Origin of the sequence: uncultured Planococcus sp. (assembly GCF_947501725.1) — a bacterium.
Lineage (GTDB): Bacteria > Bacillota > Bacilli > Bacillales_A > Planococcaceae > Planococcus > Planococcus donghaensis_C.
This window is the reverse complement of record NZ_CANMXD010000015.1, coordinates 1-19,666: the sequence shown is the minus strand read 5'-3', so window position 1 is coordinate 19,666 and position 19,666 is coordinate 1. Positions and strand designations below refer to the sequence as shown.

The window sequence follows — 19,666 nt, the reverse complement described above, 5'->3', positions numbered from 1 at the left end:
GCATTTCATTATAATAACACAGCCGTTTTGTCAAGTCAAACTTTTCTGGCCTCAAAAATAAAGTAGCCTTTCTTCTTATCGACCACTTTTACTTCACCGAAAAGCTCTTCCAGTTTCACCTGCGTAGAAGGAGCACCCTGCTTTTTCTGGATAACCACCCACAACGATCCACCATCCGCTAACTTTTCAGCAGCTTCTTCATAAAAACGAAAAATGGTTTCTTTTCCTGCCCGAATCGGCGGGTTTGTTAAAATTGCAGAGAAACCATCAATTTCAACAGCACTTAAACCATCGCTTTCATAAATCTCGACATTAGAAATATCATTTTTTTCAACATTTTTTTTTGCCAGTTCGATGGCGCGTGCATTAACATCCACCATATGAACTTGTTTTTGAGGAAATGCTTTCGCGACCGCCATTCCAATCGGGCCATAACCGCAGCCGACATCCAGCATCGGTCCACCTACCTCAGCTTCTTCGAATGTTTCGATCAATAGTCGCGAACCAAAATCAACTTCACTTTTACTGAAGACACCAGTGTCAGTCTGGAAACGGAATTTTTCACCACGCAACACGTCTGTCCATTCTCGAGGATTGCTTTTTGTTTGGGGATTTTTAGAATAATAATGTTGAGACATGTAAAGCCCTCCTTGCGTTCACCTTATTACAGGCCACTGCCCGCTATGCAAATGAATTTAAAAAGAAGAAAAGCCCGTCGGTTATACACTGACGAGCTTTCCTTTCATTTTGATAAAATCATTAAATTACTTAACTTCTACAGATGCGCCAACTTCTTCAAGTTTGCCTTTGATTTCTTCAGCTTCTTCTTTAGTAGCGCCTTCTTTGATTGCTTTAGGAGCTTCGTCTACAAGAGCTTTCGCTTCTTTAAGACCAAGACCAGTTACTTCACGTACTGCTTTGATTACTTTGATTTTTGAATCGCCAGCAGAAGTAAGAACTACGTCGAATTCTGTTTGCTCTTCTTCAGCAGCAGCGCCGCCAGCAGCAGCAGCAACTGGAGCAGCAGCAGTTACGCCGAACTCTTCTTCGATTGCTTTTACTAGGTCGTTAAGTTGAAGAACTGTCATTTCTTTGATTGCGTCTAAGATTTGTTCTTGTGTCATTATAGTTTCCTCCTATTGATAGGTAATATTTTTTGTCGTGCTTAGCCGGCTAACTTATTAAGCGCCTTGTTCTTCTTTCTGGTCTGCAACTGCTTTTGTAGTAGCTGCAAAGTTGCGGATTGGAGCTTGTAGTACGCTGAGTAGCATAGAAAGCAAGCCATCGCGTGATGGAAGTTCTGCCAATGCTTTCACATCTTCAGCAGATGCAACCGCACCTTCAATGACACCCGCTTTAATTTCTAGAGCGTCGTTCGTTTTAGCGAAAGTATTGATGATTCTCGCTGGTGCTACTACATCTTCGTTAGAAAATGCAATTGCGTTTGGTCCTGTAAAGTGTTCGTTGATCGCTTCAAGTCCGTGCATTTCTGTCGCACGGCGAGTCATTGAGTTTTTGTAAACTTTAAACTCAACGCCTGCTTCACGAAGCTGTTTACGAAGTTCTGTTAATTGCGCAACGTTCAATCCACGGTAATCAACAACTACAACTGAAGCTGCAGCGCTGAACTTATCAGCGATTGTTTGCACGACAACTTTTTTCGTTTCAACTGCTTTGCTCATTTTGGCACCTCCTATAGATTTTTCATTTATACCGTCCATAAGAAAAGCCTCTGGTCCATTACAGACACAGAGGCATAAAATCAGCATCAAAAAGATGTTATCTGAATTCATCATGTCCTCGGCAGGGATAAATTAAGCGTCTTGCGCCCCTGCTGTCTGCGGTACAAATGGGTATTTCACAACTCCGCTAGTATAGCAGAGTGAAAATACGATGTCAATATCTTATTTAGCAACCACTTTAGTTGGATCTACTTTAACAGCAGGCCCCATTGTAGTAGTAACGTTTAACGATTTGATGTAAGTACCTTTAGCAGAAGCTGGCTTCGCTTTTTGTACTACGTCATAGATTGCTTCCAAGTTTTCAGCAAGTTTGCTGTCATCAAAAGAAACTTTCCCGATTGGCGCATGGATGATACCCGTTTTATCTGCACGGTATTCCACTTTACCAGCTTTGATTTCCTGAACAGCTTTTGTTACATCAAATGTAACTGTGCCTGTTTTCGGGTTTGGCATTAAGCCTTTTGGCCCTAAAACACGTCCAAGTTTACCAACTTCACCCATCATGTCAGGAGTTGCAACGATCACGTCGAAGTCAAACCATCCTTTTTGGATTTTTTCGATATATTCAGCATCGCCAACGAAATCTGCGCCAGCTGCTTCAGCTTCTTTCAGTTTTTCGCCTTTAGCGAAAACCAATACGCTTTGAGTTTTACCAGTTCCGTTTGGAAGTACTACTGCCCCACGGATTTGCTGGTCGTTCTTACGCGTGTCGATTCCTAGACGGAAAGCCACTTCTACTGTAGCGTCAAAGTTCACTGTGCTTGCTTTTTTCGCAAGTTCGATCGCTTCTTTAGCTTCGTATTGTTTTGAACGGTCGATCAATTTTGCTGCTTCTTGCAGCTTTTTGCCTGTTTTAGCCATTTTAAACGTCCTCCTTGTTGTGGTATAACGGAATGAACCTCCCACGATTAAAGGCTGCGCGGCTCATGATGAACTGCGCAACCCATCCAAAAACAACTGCTAGAATTAGTCTTCGATTGTAATGCCCATACTGCGAGCAGTACCTTCAACCATCAACATTGCAGCTTCTACTGAAGCAGCATTTAGATCTGGCATTTTAGTTTCTGCGATTTCGCGAACTTTGTCGCGTTTCACAGTCGCTACTTTATTGCGGTTCGGTTCGCCTGAACCTGATTCAATACCGGCTGCTACTTTTAATAGAACAGCTGCGGGTGGAGTTTTCGTAATGAATGTAAATGAACGATCTTCAAATACTGAAATCTCAACTGGAATGATCAGTCCTGCTTGATCTGCCGTACGCGCGTTGAACTCCTTACAGAAGCCCATGATGTTAACACCTGCTTGACCCAATGCTGGACCAACTGGTGGCGCTGGATTAGCTTTTGCTGCAGGGATCTGCAACTTTACAACTTTAACAACTTTTTTAGCCACGAAACACACCTCCTTAAGTCCGTGATGTGGTAATAGGGTTTCCCCTCCCACTCAATATCTGTCTGTCAACGATGTTGATAGAATTAGCTAAATTGTACAGATTGTCCTATGACAGTCTGACCTATGAAATAATACCATTAATAATTCGGAATAGCAAGGGGCATTTATACTTTTTGAACTTGCTCGAAATCCAGTTCCATTTTGGTTTCGCGGCCGAAGATATCAATCGACACTTTAACTTTGCCTTTTGTATCATCGATTTCTTCCACTTTACCCTGGAAGTTGGCGAATGGCCCTTCCATCACTTCAACTGTATCGGCAACTGCAAAGTCAATATCCACCTTACGTTCTGTCATTCCCATCTGTTTCAAGATGAAATCGACTTCTTCATCCAATAAAGGCGTCGGTTTTGCTCCACCGCCTGATGAACCGATAAATCCTGTAACTCCTGGTGTGTTTCTGACCACATACCAGGATTCGTCTGTCATGATCAGTTCGACCAATACATAACCCGGGAAGGTTTTGCGCATGACTGTACGTTTTTTGCCATCTTTAAAATCCGTTTCCTGTTCTTCAGGAATGATGACGCGGAAAATAAGATCTTCCATACCCATTGTTTCTACACGCTTTTCCAGGTTTGCCTTCACTTTGTTCTCATATCCGGAATACGTGTGGACTACATACCAATTTTTCTCCATAATCGTGCGGACTAAACGTCCATCCCTCCTTTTTTACCAAATGAAAAAACCCGTTCTCATAGAATGACGGGCTATTTTTTATGCGTTATTCTTGTCGAATTGCTTACAGTGCTAAGAACCAACGGAATACTTCCGAGATGCCTGCGTCAATTACCGCGAAGAAGAGAGCCATGAAAATACAAGTAGAAAGAACAACGATCGTATAACGAGTTAGTTCTTTTCGTTTCGGCCAGCTGACTTTCCGCATTTCCGAAACGACATTCTTAAAGAAACTGCCAATGTTACCCATTGTTTAAAAAACCTCCGAATTTCAAAATCACTCTATATCGTCCGGCATTCAGTTAAAATTCATATCGTTTGTTTATGCACGGTATGCCCATTGCAATGAGCACAGAATTTTTTGAGTTCCAAACGTGTGCTGGATTCCGCTTTCGCGGGAACCGTATAATTGCGGGATGCACATTTCGAGCAGCTTAGAACAATTTTTTCAGCCATGTTATCACCTTATTCAAGTTTACAGCTTTTTCAAGGTTATCACCTTCAAACAGCCCTGTCAACCGCGCGTCAGGAGCTCGGCATTTCATTGATTTGCAAGTGGCGCTCCAGTTTCCGCTTAACCCGCTGCAGCGCATTGTCAATCGATTTCACATGGCGTTCGAGCTTTTCTGAAATTTCCTGATAGGATTGGCCATCTAGGTAGAGGGTCAGCACCTCACGCTCAAGTTCACTTAGTACTTCGCCCATCTTTTCTTCCATATACTGAAATTCCTCATTATGGATGATCAGGTCTTCGGGATCGTCCACTCCGTTTCCGGTCAGGACATCCATCAGGGTCCGGTCAGACTCTTCGTCATAAATCGGCTTGTCCAGAGATACATAGGAATTCAACGGAATATGCTTTTGGCGCGTAGCCGTTTTGATGGCGGTGATGATCTGACGAATGATGCACAGTTCTGCAAACGCACGAAATGAAGATAATTTATCGCTCCGGAAATCGCGGATCGCCTTGTACAGCCCGATCATGCCTTCCTGGATAATATCTTCCTTATCAGCGCCGATCAGGAAATACGAACGCGCTTTCATTCGTACAAAAGGCCGGAACTTTGTAATCAAAAAATCCAATGCTTCCGTGTTTCCACTGTGGACTAAACTGACAAGTTCCTCATCTGTCATGTCGGTGAATCGTTGGGGCTGAACTTGATCATGATTTTCCACGGGTGATCCCTCCGATTGCGTGAGCCTCGATATCTTCAGTATACAGGAAGAAAAAAATGAGCGTCAACCGTTCATTTCAAGTCTCTTCGCCATTTTTCGAAAATTTCCGCTACTTCGCTGGACAGCGGAATCTTGGAAATCCCGCGCTGCTCCTGGATTTCTTTTACTTTTTTAGTGATGTTCTCCTGTATTTCAATCATTTCAATTTCGAGTTCGCGCGCTGAAATTCGCAATGCTCCTTTGCCGAAAATAACCCATTGCTCCGTTAAATCCGAAGTGGCTACATAAATCTGGTCTCGGCGATTATTTAAAATCGCCACCAGTTTTTCAATCCGCTCATCTGCCGTTTCGCTTTCTTTTGTGAAAATGACTTCAACATCGTGGTGCAGATTCTTGGCTTCGATCCCCGGAACGAGATGGGCATCGAAAATGATGATGACGCGCCACCCCTTATAGCTGCGGTATTCAGCCATCCGCTCTATGAGGCGATCTCTGGCATTCGCCAACTTATCTTTTTTCAGTTCCTGCAGCTCCATCCAGTCACCAATGATATTGTATCCATCAACCAGCAGAATATTCATGGCATTAACCCAGTGGATTGCGCTTTCTATATACTTCGTACATCAATAAGCTTGCTGCGACTGAAGCGTTCAGTGACGTGACATGGCCGACCATCGGCAATTGGTATAGGAAATCGCATTTGTCACGCAAAATCCGACTCATCCCTTTGCCCTCGCTGCCAATGATGACAGCAAGCGGAAGTGCAGCATCCATCTTCCGGTAATCAACCGACTCTTTGGCGTCTGTACCTGCGATCCAAAGACCCCGTTTCTTCAATTCGTCCACCGTCTGCGATAAATTATTGATGCGCACAACCGGCACATGCTCAATCGCGCCTGTTGAGGCCTTCGCCACAACACCCGTCAATCCAACAGCTCGCCGCTTCGGAATAATCAACCCATGGACACCGATTGCATCGGCCGTCCTCATAATGGAGCCCAAATTATGCGGATCTTCAAGTTCATCCAAAATCAGGAAAAAAGGGTCTTCATTTTTTGCCGCTGCAGCCGCGAACAAGTCATCTAAACTTGCATAGTTGTAGGCGGCTACAGCCGCTGCAATGCCTTGGTGATTGGTATCCGTCAGCCCATCGATTTTTTTCTTCGGTACGGATTGGACGATGACGCCTTTATCCTTTGCCAATTGCAGCAATTCTGTAATGCCTTTTTTCTGGACTCCTTCAGCAATCCAGATTTTATTGATGTCCCGGTCCGCCCGCAATGCCTCCAATACAGGATTCTTTCCGCCAATGATTTCCGGTGCCAACTCTTCTTCCGTCATTTCAATACGCCTCCCAGCTCTTCGACAATCTCAATCGCATAGGAAATGATTTCGTCCACACGCGCTTGCTCTTCTTTTAAATATAGCCAGCCAAGTACCGCTTCAAATGCGGTACTGAAGTTATAGGTCTGCACATCGGTGTTTTTCGGAACAGACCCGGACTTGGCATTGCGCCCCCGCCTCATGATCGCGAGTTCCGCTTCCGTCAGAAACCCTTCTTCTGTTAATCGCTTCAGAACGACCGCCTGCGCTTTAGCAGAAACGAAAGTGGTTGACTGACGGTGCAGGATATTCGGTTTGGCGCGTCCCGAACGCAGCAAATGCTCGCGGATCGCCTGCTCATAAACAGCATCTCCCATGTAGGCAAGAGCCAATGCGTTCAATTGGTCTACGTCATTTTTTCGTAAAACATTCAACTGTATTACCCTCTTTTCCAGCGTGTACCTTGTGCCGTATCTTCCAGAATGATATTTTTTTCTTTAAATAAATCACGGATTTCATCAGCGCGGGCAAAATCACGGTTTTTGCGCGCTTCAATGCGTTCTGCCATCAATGCCTCGACTTCTTCATCCAGCAATTCTTCTTCCTGGCTGAACGGTACACCTAATACCCCAGCCAATTCATCGAACACCGCAATGAAAGTCTCCAAAACCGTCGTCGCTGTTTGTTTTTCCAACAAATACATATTCGACAAACGCGACAAGTCGAACAGGCTTGAAATGGCATTCGCCGTATTGAAGTCATCATCCATGGTTTCAATGAATGTAGTTTTAATGGCTTCGATTTTATTGATCCAAATATCGGAGTGGTCACCCAGATCTGCCGAAGTGCTTAAGCGATGTTTCAAGTTGGCATAAGCCGTACGCAGCCGTTCTAATCCGGCAATGGCATCTTCCACCAATTGCTGCGAGTAATTGATCGGATGGCGGTAATGGACTGACAGCATAAAGAAACGCAGTACCTGTGGATCCATCTCCTTCAATATATCGTTCACCAGCACAAAATTATTCAGCGACTTCGACATTTTTTCATTATCAATATTAATATACCCATTATGCATCCAATAACGCGCAAAAGGTTTACCGGTTAATGCTTCGGATTGGGCAATTTCGTTTTCATGATGCGGGAAAGTCAGATCCTGTCCGCCTGCATGGATGTCGATCGTATCACCCAAATGCTCACGTGCCATGACCGAACATTCAATATGCCAGCCTGGACGTCCCTTGCCCCATGGGCTGTCCCATGAAATCTCTTTCGGCTTCGCTGTTTTCCAAAGCACGAAATCCAACTCATCTTCTTTTTTGTCTCCAGTTTCAATGCGTGCGCCGATCTTCAATTCATCGACAGACTGGTGGGACAGCTTGCCATATCCTTCAAATTTACGAGTCCGGTAATAGACATCCCCCTGCGACTCATAAGCATAGCCTTTTTCAATCAGCGCTTCAATAAACTCAATGATCTGCACCATATGATCAGTTACGCGCGGATGGACGTCCGCTTCTGCGCAGCCCAGTGCTTTCGTATCTTCAAAATAGGCCGCGATGAAACGCTCCGCAATTTCCGGAACTTCCTGGCCCAACTCATTGGCCGCTTTGATCAATTTATCGTCGACATCTGTAAAGTTCGATACATATTTCACATCATAGCCACGGTATTCCAAATGGCGGCGCACTGTATCATAGACGATGACAGGACGCGCATTGCCGATATGGATGTAGTTATAAACAGTCGGCCCGCAGACATACATTTTCACTTTTCCTTCTTCCAAAGGAATAAACTCTTCTTTTTGCCGTGACAATGAATTAAAAATTTGGATACTCATAAACGTTGCCCTTCTTCCTGCCTAGCTTTTTTTAATTGTTCAACCTCTTGCTGCAATCTGGCAATCTTCATTTCCATGCCATCGCATTTATCCATAACGGGATCTGGCATATTCTGATGGTTCAAATCCGGCTTGACCTTCACGCCATTTTGAATCACCACTTTACCTGGAATCCCGACTACCGTTGAATTCATCGGTACGTTCTTCAACACAACCGACCCCGCTCCGACTTTCGAGTTGGCCCCGATTACGATGGAACCCAAAACTTTGGCGCCGGTCGCAACCAGTACATTGTCTTCCAATGTCGGGTGGCGTTTGCCCCGTTCTTTCCCAGTACCGCCTAGTGTTACACCTTGGTACAACGTCACGTTGTCGCCAATTTCACACGTCTCTCCGATGACAACACCCATTCCATGGTCAATAAAGAAGCGACGCCCAATGACTGCGCCCGGATGAATTTCAATTCCTGTGAAAAAGCGGCTGATCTGAGAAATGATGCGGGCGATGAAAAACAGTTTGTTCTTAAAGAAAAAATGCGCCAACCGATGTGCCCAGATGGCATGCAGACCGGAATAGGTCAGGATGACTTCTAAATAATTTCTTGCTGCCGGATCCTGTTCGAAAATAACATCAACATCGTCTTTCAATAATTTGAACATTTCTATCGCTCCCTTTCTATTCCAAAATAAAAAGCGTCCCTGTCATGTAAATGACAGAGACGCATAGTTGCGCGGTTCCACTCTGATTAAAAGGATAGTCCATCCTTTTCTCTCGAAGGCCCGTAACGCAGGCAAGACGTCTGGTCTACTTGATTCGACTCAGCACTCGGAGAGGCATTTCGATGCAGCAGCGGCCCAGATCCCTTTCAGCCGGTGGGGATCTTCTCTAGAGAGCTTGCTGCATGTACTTCTTCCCGTCAACGTTTTATTAATGGTAAATTCATTTTACACCGTTAGCGCAATAAGTCAATGCTACGCACTTGCATATTGGGAAACGCGGGCAATGGCTTTGTCTTTCCCTAATAGAGAAATGGAGTCCGGCAACTCAGGTCCGTGCATTTGTCCGGTGATGACCACACGGATCGGCATGAACAGGTTTTTGCCTTTATGGCCGGTCGATTTCTGGACTGCCTTGATAGCCGCTTTGATTTCAGCCGGTTCGAAGTTTTCCAGTGAAGCCAATTGCTCTTTGAATGCCGTCATCACTTCAGGCACTTGCTCAGCTGCTAAAATTTCTTTTTCAGCTTCCCCGTAGGACAATTCCTCCGTGAAAAACTGTTCGGAAAGCTCGGTGATTTCTGCACCATAGCTCAGTTGGTCGTGGTATAACGCAACCAGCTTGTTCGCCCATTCCGCTTGTTCCGGTGTCATTTCTTCCGGTAATCTGCCTGCTTTTTGCAAATGAGGAAGCGATAATTTCACCACTTCTTCAAGCGGCAATTGCTTAATGTACTGGTTATTCATCCACATCAATTTTTGTTTATCGAACATTGATGGCGATTTAGACAGACGTTCCACATCAAAAATACGGATCAATTCCTCTTTCGAGAAAATCTCTTCTTCGCCTTCTGGAGACCAGCCAAGAAGCGCAAAGAAATTAAACAAAGCTTCTGGAATATAGCCCAGGTCTTTGTACTGTGAAATAAACTGGATAATCGACTCGTCACGTTTCGATAGTTTTTTGCGGTCTTCGTTGATGATCAACGTCATGTGACCATAACCCGGATAATCCCAGCCGAACGCATCATAGATCATCATCTGTCTCGGTGTATTCGATAAATGCTCTTCTCCGCGGAACACATGAGAGATCTTCATCAAATGATCATCAATGACAACAGCGAAATTGTATGTTGGAATACCATTGGTTTTGACCATCACCCAATCGCCGACGTCTTTGGATTCGAATGAAATCGGACCACGCACTAAATCATTGAATTCATACGTAACAGCAGCAGGAACTTTCGCCCGAATTGTAAACGACTTGCCTGCCGCTTCTTTTTCAGCAACTTCTTCAGCAGTCAAATTGCGGCAAGTGCCGCTGTATTGAGGCGCAGCGATGCCCGATGCTTTTTGGGCATCGCGTTCTGTTTCAAGTTCTTCAGGTGTACAGAAGCATTTATAGGCAAGACCTTTTTCGAGCATCTTATCCGAATGCTCTCTATACGTATCCAAACGCTCCATTTGGCGATAAGGACCGTACTCCCCACCAATATCAATCGATTCATCATGCTCGATGCCCAGCCATTTCAAGTTATCCAGCTGTGACATGATCCCTGTTTCGATATTACGTGCTGTGTCCGTATCTTCGATGCGAACGATGAACTTGCCGTTATGGTGTCGTGCATATAAGTAATTGAATAATGCTGTACGGGCGCCGCCGATGTGTAGATGACCTGTCGGGCTTGGTGCATAACGTACGCGTACTTCTTGTGTCATGTGAGTTCCTCCTAAATTATCGTATCCTTTTGTTATTCTATCACTCTGGGACATCAAGCGAAACTGGGCGCTTATTCAATAGGATCACCGCTAATGCAGCAATCCCTTCTTCACGTCCAGTAAATCCAAGATGCTCTGAAGTTGTCGCTTTAACATTGACCTGTGAAATATCTGCTTCCAATAGGCCTGCAATCGATTCACGCATCTGTTCAATATAAGGGGCCAGTTTCGGCTTTTGAGCAATTACCGTGCAATCAACATTGCCAAGCTCATAGCCCTGCTCTTTGACATATTCCCAAATATGCGTCAATAACTTGCGGGAATCGGCGTCTTTAAACTCCGGATCCGTATCAGGAAAATGCTTGCCGATATCGCCTCCACCGATTGCGCCAAGTGCCGCATCCGTAATTGTGTGCAGCAAAACATCCGCATCCGAGTGGCCAAGAAGCCCTCTATCATGCTCAATCTCAACTCCCCCCAATATAAAAGGGCGTCCTTCTGCCAACTGGTGTACGTCATAACCTTGTCCGATTCGAATCATTTTTGTTCCTCCTGTAATCGACTTTCCAGAATAGCTTTTCCATAGATCAAGTCATCCGGTGTCGTCATTTTTATATTTTCGTATGTACTTTCAACGATAGCCACGGGATAATTTAAGCGCTCAACGAGCATCGCTTCATCTGTTCCCATAAATCCATCATTGCGGGCTGACTGCGCTGCCTTCAAAATCAATGAATAGCGAAAAGCCTGCGGCGTCTGGATCGTCCACAACTGATTGCGGTCTACAGTCTCTGAAATGACTCCGTTTTCCGCTTTTTTAATGGTATCTTTGACTGGCACACCAGCAATCGCAGCTCCAGAAGCATTGGCTGTTTCCACAAGACGTGCAATGACTTCCCTATCGATGAAAGGCCGTGCTGCATCATGAACCAAAACAACGCCACAAGGTGGAATCGCTTCAAGACAGGCTCTGACACTATCCTGCCGCTCCGTTCCCCCTGCAGCGTAACCTTGTACTTTTGTGATGTTATAACGTTTTACATATTCTTCGATCAATTGCCGCTCCTGCTCTTTCACTGCCAGCCAAATAGCTTCACAGTTCGGGTCCTTTTGAAAAACTTCCAGGGTATAGAGAAAAATAGGCTTGCCGAAAAGTTCGAGCAATAATTTGTTTTTATCTGCTTTCATCCGTTTCCCGCTGCCGGCAGCAGGCAAGACGACTGTATAATTCATTGGATAACATCCTTTATCAATTTGTTGCAATTTGTTTGCCGTCGCGCGGCTTCGCGAAAATCATCCGGCCTGCAGAAGTCTGCAAAACACTGGTAACAGTGACATTGATCGCCTGGCCGATAAACCCTTTGCCGTCTTCAATCACAATCATTGTCCCATCATCCAAATAGGCCACACCCTGATTTTGTTCTTTGCCGTCTTTGATGACCACTACATGCATGTCTTCTCCTGGGATTACAACTGGTTTCACTGCATTCGCTAAGTCATTAATATTCAATACTGGAACATTATGAAGTTCACATACCTTATTTAAGTTAAAATCATTAGTCACAACTTGACCGCCCATTTTTTTCGCAGCACGCATCAATTTCAAATCGACCTCGCTGACTTCATCAAAATTTTCTTCGGTGATCATAATGGCATCCACCCGTTCACTTTGAAGACGCTTTAGAATATCCAAGCCCCGCCTGCCGCGTGTCCGTTTCAGTGTATCTGAAGAATCCGCAATATGCTGTAGCTCAGACAAAACAAATTGCGGCACCACGAATGTGCCTTCCATAAAACCTGTTGCCGAGATATCGGCAATCCGCCCATCAATAATGACACTGGTATCAAGTAATTTATAAGAAACTTTTTCAACTGGTTCTTCAACTTCCAGCTTTTTCACCGGTGTGAATTTGGAAGGTGTCAACATGGTCAACATCTCTTCGCGTTTTTGGAATCCTACCTGGAACCCCAAATAGCCAAGCATTACTGAAAGTACCAAGGGAGCTATTGTCGCTACCAATGGAATATCAACCGTACTTAAAGCAAATCCAATCAGGAACGCCACTACAAGACCAATGATCATTCCCACTGTACCAAACAACAAATCGGGCGTTGGTGCATGAAGCAATTTCTCTTCCATCCACTTCATGAAGTTGATCAACGAATCTACAAATAATAAAGATAACAGGAAAAAGACAAGAGCACCAACAATTGCTGCTACGTAAGGATTACTGATCCATGGATTGTCGAGAAGGGGAATAAGTTCAAATGCAGATGGCAATAATAAAATTCCGACTGTCGCACCAATAAGCAAAAACATAATTTGAATAATAGGTCTTAACACGCGCTCCACCTCCTTTTTATAATTATACACATTTTAAATCTATAACGCTTTAATGACCCTTATTTAGAAAGAAAAGGAGGCATATCGCCTCCTTACTGTGGGAAAATTTCTTTTAATGCATCATTAACACTTTCTACACCGACTACGCGAATCCCTTCCGGATAATCCCAGCCACCCAAATTCGATGCGGGAACAATAGCCCGTTTGAATCCAAGCTTCGCTGCTTCCTGAACACGCTGCTCGATACGCGATACGCGTCTGACTTCCCCGGTCAATCCCACTTCTCCGATGATGCAGTCATAGACATTCGGCGCCTTGTCCCGGAAACTGGAGACAATGCTTGCAAGCACTGCCAAATCGATTGCAGGTTCGTCGAGCTTAACCCCGCCCGCAACTTTAATATAGGCGTCCTGCGCCTGCAACAGCATGCCCACTCGTTTTTCCAACACTGCCATCAGCAGCGACACCCGATTGACATCGATGCCTGTTGCCATGCGCTTTGGATAGTTGAAACTTGATGGTGTCACCAAAGCCTGGATTTCAACCAGGATTGGACGCGTCCCTTCCATTGACGCTACAACAGTCGAGCCCGCTGAACCGCTTGACCGTTCCTGCAGGAAGAGTTCGGACGGATTCAACACTTCTTTTAGTCCACCTTGAAGCATCTCAAAAATTGCAATTTCATTGGTTGAGCCGAAACGGTTTTTAACGCTGCGTAAAATCCGGTAAGTGTGATGGCGTTCGCCTTCGAAATACAGCACCGTATCCACCATATGCTCCAAAATACGAGGTCCCGCAATTTGGCCTTCTTTCGTAACATGCCCTACGAGGAAGATCGCAATATTTTTTGTTTTCGCAATCCGCATCAGTTCTGCCGTACTTTCCCTGACTTGTGTCACACTGCCGGGTGCAGAAGTCACTTCAGGATGATGAACCGTCTGAATCGAATCGACAATCACAAAATCAGGTGCTACATCCTCAATCGTGTGATGAATCAACTCAAGATTCGTTTCTGCATAGATGAACAGCTCTGAAGATGAAGCATCCAGACGTTCCGCCCGCAACTTGGTCTGGCGGATGGATTCTTCCCCGGAAATATATAATACCCGGTTCCCACTATTTGCAAGCATTGCAGAAACTTGCAAAAGCAAAGTGGATTTCCCGATTCCTGGGTCCCCTCCGATCAGAACCAGTGACCCCGGCACAATACCGCCGCCAAGCACCCGGTTCAATTCACTCAGTTCTGTTTCTACGCGTGGTTCATCCTGTGTTTCAATCGCATTGATCGGCGTCGCTTTTTGAGGAACTGATGCACTATGCTGAAAAGCACCGCGTGTTCCTTTAGGAGCAGCCATTTCGACTTCTTCAGTCATTGTATTCCACGCTGCACAACCTGGACATTTCCCCATCCATCTAGCCGATTCATAGCCACACGACTGACAAATAAACTTTGTCTTCTTCTTAGCCAAGTGTACCTCTCCTTAAATAGAAAAACCGCTCGCCGGAGAGCAACCCCGGCGAGCGGAATGTTCTTATTGTTTTTCCACTACCGCTTCTTTCGCTTCTTCTGTCTCTTTTGTGCGAACAATGAAGTCATCGTCCTTTACATCGAAGATAATACGTTGGCCAGATAATGCTGTACCTTTTAACAGCTCTTCTGACAAACGGTCTTCAACATTTTTTTGAAGAGAACGACGAAGTGGGCGTGCCCCGTATTCTGGGTCATATCCCTCTTTAGCCACTTTTTCAAGCGCTGCATCAGTCAACTCCAAATCAATATCCTGCTCTTTCAAGCGATCAACCAATTGTTTCGTCATCAAGTTCACAATCTCTCTTAAGTTCTCTTTTTCAAGAGAATGGAAGACGATCATGTCATCTACACGGTTCAAGAATTCTGGACGGAATGCTTTTTTCAATTCAGCAAGCATTTTGCCCTTCATGTCTTTATAATCCGATTTTGCATCATCTAAATTGAAACCAACATATTTATTGTATTTCAACTCTTCTGCACCCACGTTTGAAGTCATGATGATGACAGTGTTGCGGAAATCGACTCTGCGGCCTTTTGAATCCGTTAATCGCCCGTCTTCAAGAACCTGCAGAAGAATATTGAATACGTCAGGGTGGGCTTTTTCAATTTCATCAAGCAGCACAACTGAGTATGGTTTTCTGCGAACTTTCTCTGTCAGCTGTCCGCCTTCTTCATAGCCGACATATCCTGGTGGTGATCCGACCAGACGTGAAGTCGAATGTCTTTCCATATACTCGGACATATCGATACGGATCATCGCTTCTTCATCCCCGAACATGGATTCAGCCAGCGCTCGAGCCAACTCAGTTTTACCAACACCAGTTGGACCAAGGAAAATGAATGATCCGATTGGGCGTTTTGGATCTTTCAATCCTGCACGTGCACGACGAATGGCTTTTGAAATGGATGTGACAGCCTCATTCTGGCCGATGACACGGTTATGGAGAATGGACTCCAAGTTCAACAATTTATCGGATTCTGTTTGAGCCAGTTTCGAAACCGGAATGCCGGTCCACATGGAAACGACTTTCGCGATATCTTCCACTGTCACTTCAGACTCTTCTTTTCCTTGTTTTTCTTTCCATTCTTTCTTCGTTTTGTCTAATTGGTTCTGCAGCTTCTGTTCTGCATCCCGAAGCGACGCTGCTTTTTCAAATTCCTGGCTTTGTACTGCTTCATTCTTCTCTGAGCGCGCAGCTTCCAGGCGCTCTTCCAACTCTTTCAAATCCGGTGGAGTCGTGTACGAACGAAGTCTTACTTTAGAGCCGGCCTCATCAATCAAGTCAATCGCTTTATCCGGAAGGAAACGGTCCGAAATATAGCGGTCCGACATTTTAGCTGCCGCTTCAATTGCTTCATCCGTGATTTTCACGCGGTGATGCGCTTCATAGCGATCACGCAGTCCACGGATAATCTGAATCGACTCGTCCACAGTAGGCTCGTCCACTTGAATCGGTTGGAAACGGCGTTCAAGTGCCGCGTCTTTTTCAATATACTTGCGGTACTCATCCAAAGTTGTAGCACCGATACATTGAAGCTCACCGCGAGACAACGACGGTTTCAGGATATTGGATGCATCGATCGCACCTTCTGCTCCACCTGCCCCAATTAATGTATGAAGCTCATCAATGAATAAGATAACATTGCCCGCTTGGCGAATTTCGTCCATCACTTTTTTCAAGCGATCTTCGAACTCACCGCGGTATTTAGTTCCAGCAACCACTGTACCCATATCCAGTACCATGACGCGTTTGTCGCGCAGTGTTTCAGGAATTTCATTGTTGACGATTTGTTGAGCCAATCCTTCAGCAATCGCTGTTTTACCCACACCAGGTTCCCCGATCAAGACGGGATTGTTTTTTGTTCTGCGGCTCAATACTTCAATAACACGCGTAATTTCATCACTACGGCCGATGACCGGATCCAATCCGCCTTCACGTGCTACTTGTGTCAAATCACGTGCCAAACCATCCAATGTCGGCGTATTTGCCGAAGCATTCGGGCTTGTGCCTGTAGATGCCTGCTCATTGTTGCCCAGAAGCTGCAATACCTGCTGGCGCGCCTTATTCAAGCTGACGCCTGCATTTCCTAACACACGCGCTGCAACGCCTTCACCTTCACGGATCAACGCCAGCAGCAGATGCTCTGTACCAATATAAGAATGGCCCAATTTACGGGACTCATCAACTGACAACTCAATCACTTTTTTCGCTCTCGGCGTGTAATGGACAATCGGGCCAACATCTTTTTCGCCGACTCCGACAAGCTCCTTAACGCCTTCTTCGATTAATTGTGTATTCACTTCAATCGCTTCCAGAGCTTTAGCGGCAATACCGCCACCTTCGCGAATTAAACCAAGAAGAATATGCTCTGTTCCGATTGACTCATGTTTCATACGAATGGCCTCTTCTTGAGCTAACTGAAGAACTTTTTGTGCGCGTTGTGTAAATCGATTAAACATCATGCAAGATCCTCTCCTTCACAATTTATACCTTCTTTATTCAATCGCTCCCGGAACAGCTTCGCCCGGGCAAAATCGCGTTCTTTCGGCTGCAGCGGCTTGTCTGCATATTGCTGCAGGAATGCCGGCTGCATAAAAATCATCAATTCATTCAAAATCGACATGTCTACATCTTGGATCATCTTTAAATCAATACCCAATCGAACATCTGACAAACAAGTAGCAGCTTCTTCCGTCGTCAGCAGTCTCGAATGGGTAAGAGTACCAAGAGAACGGTAGACACGATCTTCCAACACCAACGGCGAATTCAGAACAATTGCCTCCCGCGCCTTGCGTTCCTGCTGGATAATCTGTTCCGTCATATTCTCTAGGTCTTGAAGAATTTCGTACTCGGATTTACCAAGCGTCAATTGATTTGATATTTGATAAACATTCCCCAATGCCTCGCTGCCCTCGCCATAGATACCGCGAAACACCATACCGAGCCTTGAAATTGCAGGTATAATCCGCTGAATTTGATGTGACATCGTCAAAGCAGGCAAATGGAGCATGACCGATGCTCTCATCCCGGTACCTACATTAGTGGGACAACTGGTTAAGTAGCCGTATTTTTCATGAAATGCATACGACAAATTCTTTTCTAATAGCGAGTCTAACTCGTTGGCTAGCTTATAGGCGTTTTGAAGATGAAACCCTGATTGCAGACTTTGAATCCGCAAATGATCCTCTTCATTTACCATAATACTCAGCTCTTCGTTCTCAGACAATAAAACAGAACTGGAATGTTGGCTATTGGCGAGATAAGGACTGATTAGATGCTTTTCCACCAGTACTTCCTTTTGCAATTTAGCAAGTTCTTCTATACTGATATGGCTGAAAGTATAGTTCAATTCATTGCCTTTATCCAGTAATACAGATGAAATCTCTTTATCGACTTTAAGCGCTTCGTCTTCTGTAAAAGAATATGGGAACTTAAAATCATTCAAATTTCTCGCCAGCCGGATTCTTGTACTCATCGCTATGTCGACATTCTCTCCGTCGTTTGCCATCCAGCTGCTTGCTCGAGGTTGGAGAAACCGTTCAACTGCCATCTGGAGCACCTCCCTCGAGCTTAGAACTCAATACTTTTACTTCATCTCTTAATCTTGCAGCTTCTTCAAAGTGTTCTCCTTGAATTGATACCTGCATTTGTTTACGAAGTTCTTCAATTTCTTTTTTTATTTTTAAGGTAGTACCATAGGAAGCAGGTATTTTACCGGTGTGTTCTGTATTCCCATTATGGAAACGTTTGAATATTTCATTGAGCTGTGGTGAAAACGCATCGTAGCAAGAAGCGCATCCGAACTTTCCTAACTGTAAAAATTTAGCGAAAGAGAAACCACAGGAAGGGCATGTAGCTATTTCCTTTCTAACTGGGTTAATGGATGCCTGCGAATTAGGGAACCAATTTGATAATAGCTGATGAATAGCCAGTGGATCCTGTTCAAAAGCAATATTAATGCTATGGTTTTCAGCAGCACAGATATGGCATAAATGAAGCTCTATTATCTGTCCTTGTTGCTGTTGTTTAACTATTACTGATGCAGAACGTTCTCCGCACTGATCGCAAATCATCTTTTCACCCCTTTATGTGTTCGATTGATATTTGATTGTAAAAAGCATCGCTATAAGAATGCGAGCTCGGACTTCATCACGGGTCGGAAGAGGCAAAAGCAGTGTGGTGCGATCAACAGCACTTAGAATCAGCTTTGCTTCTCGCCTAGAGATAATCTCTTCATCCAATAGTCTGAAAACGATATCTTCCGCCATTACTTGAGTGGCACCATGTTCCAAACGTTGAATGACTTCTGCGATGACATCTGATTTTTGATGCAGCCTAATTCTTTTGATACGAATATACCCGCCACCCCCGCGTTTACTCTCTACCAAATATCCACGGTCAACAGTAAATCGAGTATTAATGACATAATTTATTTGAGATGGAACACATTGAAATTTTTCTGCTACTTCACTGCGCTTAATTTCAATATGGTCTCTCTCGCTTAATTCGATAACCTGCTTCAAATAACCTTCAATTACGTCTGAAATATTCCGCATCGCCTTCACCTCTTCGATACATAATATGCCAAAGTTGACTTTGACTATATTTGACTTAATTATACACCAAGGTTTTTGCAGATATCAAATAGTACGTATCGAAAGCATGGATCAATTAAAAAAGCCTTTAAGCTAAGATGCTAAAAGACTTTTCAACCTTATTCTTGATCTAATATTCTTTTCACAAAATCCTTTGCATGGCTGGATAGTGACTCTGTTTTTTCTTCTATATATTTAGTTTTCCACTTAATTCCCTCTTGCCAAATTTCCACTACATCCCCTACAGAGACATTGTGGGTAAAGTCAACTAAAGGAAACGTATACTGTTCTTCACTTTCTCCTACTGCCTTCAGTAATACTGTTCTTTTATCAATAGCTTCTACTTTATATATACCTGGCTTCATAATTTTCACCTCATTCTTGCTTTTCCCATTCCAATATATATTCAATCCTTATTTTCACCTAAACTTATATTGTTTATGTCTCTATTTTTCTCCAAACAAAAAAGCCATTACCGGAATCGGTAACGACTTCTTTCAACTGCCCAGCGACGTCTTACTCTCACAGGGGGAGACCCCCAACTACCAT

General features: G+C 44.4%; 24 protein-coding genes and 2 other annotated features. All 24 genes read right to left on the bottom strand.

Annotation, left to right across the window (positions count from 1 at the left end):
* Positions 1-35: 35 nt before the first annotated feature.
* The gene (locus tag Q0785_RS18360) at positions 36-638 is read right to left on the bottom strand and encodes a class I SAM-dependent methyltransferase (RefSeq protein ID WP_298833513.1); all 603 of its coding nucleotides are present in this window, start codon (positions 636-638) and stop codon (positions 36-38) included.
* Positions 639-764: 126 nt separating this feature from the next.
* Positions 765-1,124, bottom strand: coding sequence for a 50S ribosomal protein L7/L12 (rplL, locus tag Q0785_RS18355; RefSeq protein WP_142830507.1), 360 nt, complete (start codon positions 1,122-1,124; stop codon positions 765-767).
* 57 nt (positions 1,125-1,181) lie between these two features.
* Entirely contained in the window at positions 1,182-1,682 is a 501-nt protein-coding gene (rplJ, locus tag Q0785_RS18350; protein ID WP_223643150.1) for a 50S ribosomal protein L10, read from the bottom strand.
* Between the two features lie 31 nt (positions 1,683-1,713).
* Positions 1,714-1,862: a sequence feature (ribosomal protein L10 leader region), on the bottom strand.
* A gap of 42 nt (positions 1,863-1,904) precedes the next feature.
* Positions 1,905-2,603: a 50S ribosomal protein L1 gene (gene rplA / locus Q0785_RS18345; protein ID WP_223643148.1), complete on the bottom strand. Its 699-nt coding sequence runs from the start codon at positions 2,601-2,603 to the stop codon at positions 1,905-1,907.
* Between the two features lie 105 nt (positions 2,604-2,708).
* Positions 2,709-3,134 (bottom strand): 50S ribosomal protein L11, encoded by a 426-nt coding sequence (gene rplK / locus Q0785_RS18340; RefSeq protein WP_006828906.1) that lies wholly within the window; start codon positions 3,132-3,134, stop codon positions 2,709-2,711.
* 164 nt (positions 3,135-3,298) lie between these two features.
* The gene (nusG, locus tag Q0785_RS18335) at positions 3,299-3,832 is read right to left on the bottom strand and encodes a transcription termination/antitermination protein NusG (RefSeq protein ID WP_142830501.1); all 534 of its coding nucleotides are present in this window, start codon (positions 3,830-3,832) and stop codon (positions 3,299-3,301) included.
* A 103-nt stretch (positions 3,833-3,935) separates the two neighbouring features.
* Entirely contained in the window at positions 3,936-4,121 is a 186-nt protein-coding gene (gene secE / locus Q0785_RS18330) for a preprotein translocase subunit SecE (RefSeq protein WP_223643146.1), read from the bottom strand.
* A 59-nt stretch (positions 4,122-4,180) separates the two neighbouring features.
* Positions 4,181-4,327 carry a 50S ribosomal protein L33 gene (rpmG, locus tag Q0785_RS18325; protein ID WP_298833456.1) on the bottom strand — a complete coding sequence of 49 codons (147 nt, stop codon included), beginning with the start codon at positions 4,325-4,327 and terminating at the stop codon, positions 4,181-4,183.
* 69 nt (positions 4,328-4,396) lie between these two features.
* Positions 4,397-5,047, bottom strand: a complete 651-nt coding sequence (gene sigH, locus Q0785_RS18320) for an RNA polymerase sporulation sigma factor SigH (protein ID WP_298833453.1) — start codon at positions 5,045-5,047, stop codon at positions 4,397-4,399.
* 71 nt (positions 5,048-5,118) lie between these two features.
* Complete coding sequence (locus Q0785_RS18315) at positions 5,119-5,628, bottom strand: NYN domain-containing protein (protein WP_298833450.1); 510 nt, start codon at positions 5,626-5,628, stop codon at positions 5,119-5,121.
* 4 nt (positions 5,629-5,632) lie between these two features.
* Positions 5,633-6,388, bottom strand: a complete 756-nt coding sequence (rlmB, locus tag Q0785_RS18310; RefSeq protein WP_298833447.1) for a 23S rRNA (guanosine(2251)-2'-O)-methyltransferase RlmB — start codon at positions 6,386-6,388, stop codon at positions 5,633-5,635.
* Entirely contained in the window at positions 6,385-6,804 is a 420-nt protein-coding gene (locus Q0785_RS18305) for a Mini-ribonuclease 3 (RefSeq protein ID WP_223643136.1), read from the bottom strand. The genes rlmB and Q0785_RS18305 overlap by 4 nt, the downstream gene beginning before the upstream one ends.
* Positions 6,805-6,809: 5 nt before the next feature.
* Positions 6,810-8,210 (bottom strand): cysteine--tRNA ligase, encoded by a 1,401-nt coding sequence (cysS, locus tag Q0785_RS18300; protein WP_298833442.1) that lies wholly within the window; start codon positions 8,208-8,210, stop codon positions 6,810-6,812.
* The gene (gene epsC / locus Q0785_RS18295) at positions 8,207-8,869 is read right to left on the bottom strand and encodes a serine O-acetyltransferase EpsC (protein WP_298833440.1); all 663 of its coding nucleotides are present in this window, start codon (positions 8,867-8,869) and stop codon (positions 8,207-8,209) included. The genes cysS and epsC overlap by 4 nt, the downstream gene beginning before the upstream one ends.
* 52 nt (positions 8,870-8,921) lie before the next feature.
* Positions 8,922-9,139, bottom strand: a binding site (T-box leader).
* 42 nt (positions 9,140-9,181) lie between these two features.
* Positions 9,182-10,645, bottom strand: a complete 1,464-nt coding sequence (gltX, locus tag Q0785_RS18290; RefSeq protein WP_298833437.1) for a glutamate--tRNA ligase — start codon at positions 10,643-10,645, stop codon at positions 9,182-9,184.
* Between the two features lie 40 nt (positions 10,646-10,685).
* The gene (gene ispF, locus Q0785_RS18285; protein ID WP_223643127.1) at positions 10,686-11,186 is read right to left on the bottom strand and encodes a 2-C-methyl-D-erythritol 2,4-cyclodiphosphate synthase; all 501 of its coding nucleotides are present in this window, start codon (positions 11,184-11,186) and stop codon (positions 10,686-10,688) included.
* Positions 11,183-11,878: a 2-C-methyl-D-erythritol 4-phosphate cytidylyltransferase gene (gene ispD, locus Q0785_RS18280; protein ID WP_298833432.1), complete on the bottom strand. Its 696-nt coding sequence runs from the start codon at positions 11,876-11,878 to the stop codon at positions 11,183-11,185. Before ispD ends, ispF begins: the two co-directional genes overlap by 4 nt.
* Positions 11,879-11,894: 16 nt before the next feature.
* On the bottom strand, positions 11,895-12,989 hold the full coding sequence (locus Q0785_RS18275; RefSeq protein WP_223643123.1) for a PIN/TRAM domain-containing protein: 1,095 nt from the start codon (positions 12,987-12,989) through the stop codon (positions 11,895-11,897).
* Between the two features lie 92 nt (positions 12,990-13,081).
* On the bottom strand, positions 13,082-14,458 hold the full coding sequence (radA, locus tag Q0785_RS18270; protein WP_223643121.1) for a DNA repair protein RadA: 1,377 nt from the start codon (positions 14,456-14,458) through the stop codon (positions 13,082-13,084).
* A gap of 63 nt (positions 14,459-14,521) precedes the next feature.
* Entirely contained in the window at positions 14,522-16,984 is a 2,463-nt protein-coding gene (locus Q0785_RS18265; protein ID WP_223643118.1) for an ATP-dependent Clp protease ATP-binding subunit, read from the bottom strand.
* Positions 16,981-18,072: a protein arginine kinase gene (locus tag Q0785_RS18260; RefSeq protein ID WP_298833427.1), complete on the bottom strand. Its 1,092-nt coding sequence runs from the start codon at positions 18,070-18,072 to the stop codon at positions 16,981-16,983. Before Q0785_RS18260 ends, Q0785_RS18265 begins: the two co-directional genes overlap by 4 nt.
* On the bottom strand, positions 18,062-18,595 hold the full coding sequence (locus tag Q0785_RS18255; RefSeq protein WP_298833424.1) for a UvrB/UvrC motif-containing protein: 534 nt from the start codon (positions 18,593-18,595) through the stop codon (positions 18,062-18,064). Before Q0785_RS18255 ends, Q0785_RS18260 begins: the two co-directional genes overlap by 11 nt.
* 12 nt (positions 18,596-18,607) lie before the next feature.
* Complete coding sequence (locus Q0785_RS18250; protein ID WP_298833421.1) at positions 18,608-19,078, bottom strand: CtsR family transcriptional regulator; 471 nt, start codon at positions 19,076-19,078, stop codon at positions 18,608-18,610.
* A 158-nt stretch (positions 19,079-19,236) separates the two neighbouring features.
* Positions 19,237-19,482 (bottom strand): hypothetical protein, encoded by a 246-nt coding sequence (locus tag Q0785_RS18245; protein ID WP_298833418.1) that lies wholly within the window; start codon positions 19,480-19,482, stop codon positions 19,237-19,239.
* Positions 19,483-19,666: the final 184 nt, after the last annotated feature.

Excerpts from the sequence above, each read along its gene's own strand:
- Q0785_RS18360 (WP_298833513.1), bottom strand. The coding sequence starts at position 638 with ATGTCTCAACATTATTATTCTAAAAATCCCCAAACAAAAAGCAATCCT.
- rplL (WP_142830507.1), bottom strand. The coding sequence starts at position 1,124 with ATGACACAAGAACAAATCTTAGACGCAATCAAAGAAATGACAGTTCTT.
- rplJ (WP_223643150.1), bottom strand. The coding sequence starts at position 1,682 with ATGAGCAAAGCAGTTGAAACGAAAAAAGTTGTCGTGCAAACAATCGCT.
- rplA (WP_223643148.1), bottom strand. The coding sequence starts at position 2,603 with ATGGCTAAAACAGGCAAAAAGCTGCAAGAAGCAGCAAAATTGATCGAC.
- nusG (WP_142830501.1), bottom strand. The coding sequence starts at position 3,832 with ATGGAGAAAAATTGGTATGTAGTCCACACGTATTCCGGATATGAGAAC.
- secE (WP_223643146.1), bottom strand. The coding sequence starts at position 4,121 with ATGGGTAACATTGGCAGTTTCTTTAAGAATGTCGTTTCGGAAATGCGG.
- rpmG (WP_298833456.1), bottom strand. The coding sequence starts at position 4,327 with ATGGCTGAAAAAATTGTTCTAAGCTGCTCGAAATGTGCATCCCGCAAT.
- Q0785_RS18315 (WP_298833450.1), bottom strand. The coding sequence starts at position 5,628 with ATGAATATTCTGCTGGTTGATGGATACAATATCATTGGTGACTGGATG.
- rlmB (WP_298833447.1), bottom strand. The coding sequence starts at position 6,388 with ATGACGGAAGAAGAGTTGGCACCGGAAATCATTGGCGGAAAGAATCCT.
- cysS (WP_298833442.1), bottom strand. The coding sequence starts at position 8,210 with ATGAGTATCCAAATTTTTAATTCATTGTCACGGCAAAAAGAAGAGTTT.
- epsC (WP_298833440.1), bottom strand. The coding sequence starts at position 8,869 with ATGTTCAAATTATTGAAAGACGATGTTGATGTTATTTTCGAACAGGAT.
- gltX (WP_298833437.1), bottom strand. The coding sequence starts at position 10,645 with ATGACACAAGAAGTACGCGTACGTTATGCACCAAGCCCGACAGGTCAT.
- ispF (WP_223643127.1), bottom strand. The coding sequence starts at position 11,186 with ATGATTCGAATCGGACAAGGTTATGACGTACACCAGTTGGCAGAAGGA.
- ispD (WP_298833432.1), bottom strand. The coding sequence starts at position 11,878 with ATGAATTATACAGTCGTCTTGCCTGCTGCCGGCAGCGGGAAACGGATG.
- Q0785_RS18265 (WP_223643118.1), bottom strand. The coding sequence starts at position 16,984 with ATGATGTTTAATCGATTTACACAACGCGCACAAAAAGTTCTTCAGTTA.
- Q0785_RS18260 (WP_298833427.1), bottom strand. The coding sequence starts at position 18,072 with ATGGCAGTTGAACGGTTTCTCCAACCTCGAGCAAGCAGCTGGATGGCA.
- Q0785_RS18255 (WP_298833424.1), bottom strand. The coding sequence starts at position 18,595 with ATGATTTGCGATCAGTGCGGAGAACGTTCTGCATCAGTAATAGTTAAA.
- Q0785_RS18250 (WP_298833421.1), bottom strand. The coding sequence starts at position 19,078 with ATGCGGAATATTTCAGACGTAATTGAAGGTTATTTGAAGCAGGTTATC.
- Q0785_RS18245 (WP_298833418.1), bottom strand. The coding sequence starts at position 19,482 with ATGAAGCCAGGTATATATAAAGTAGAAGCTATTGATAAAAGAACAGTA.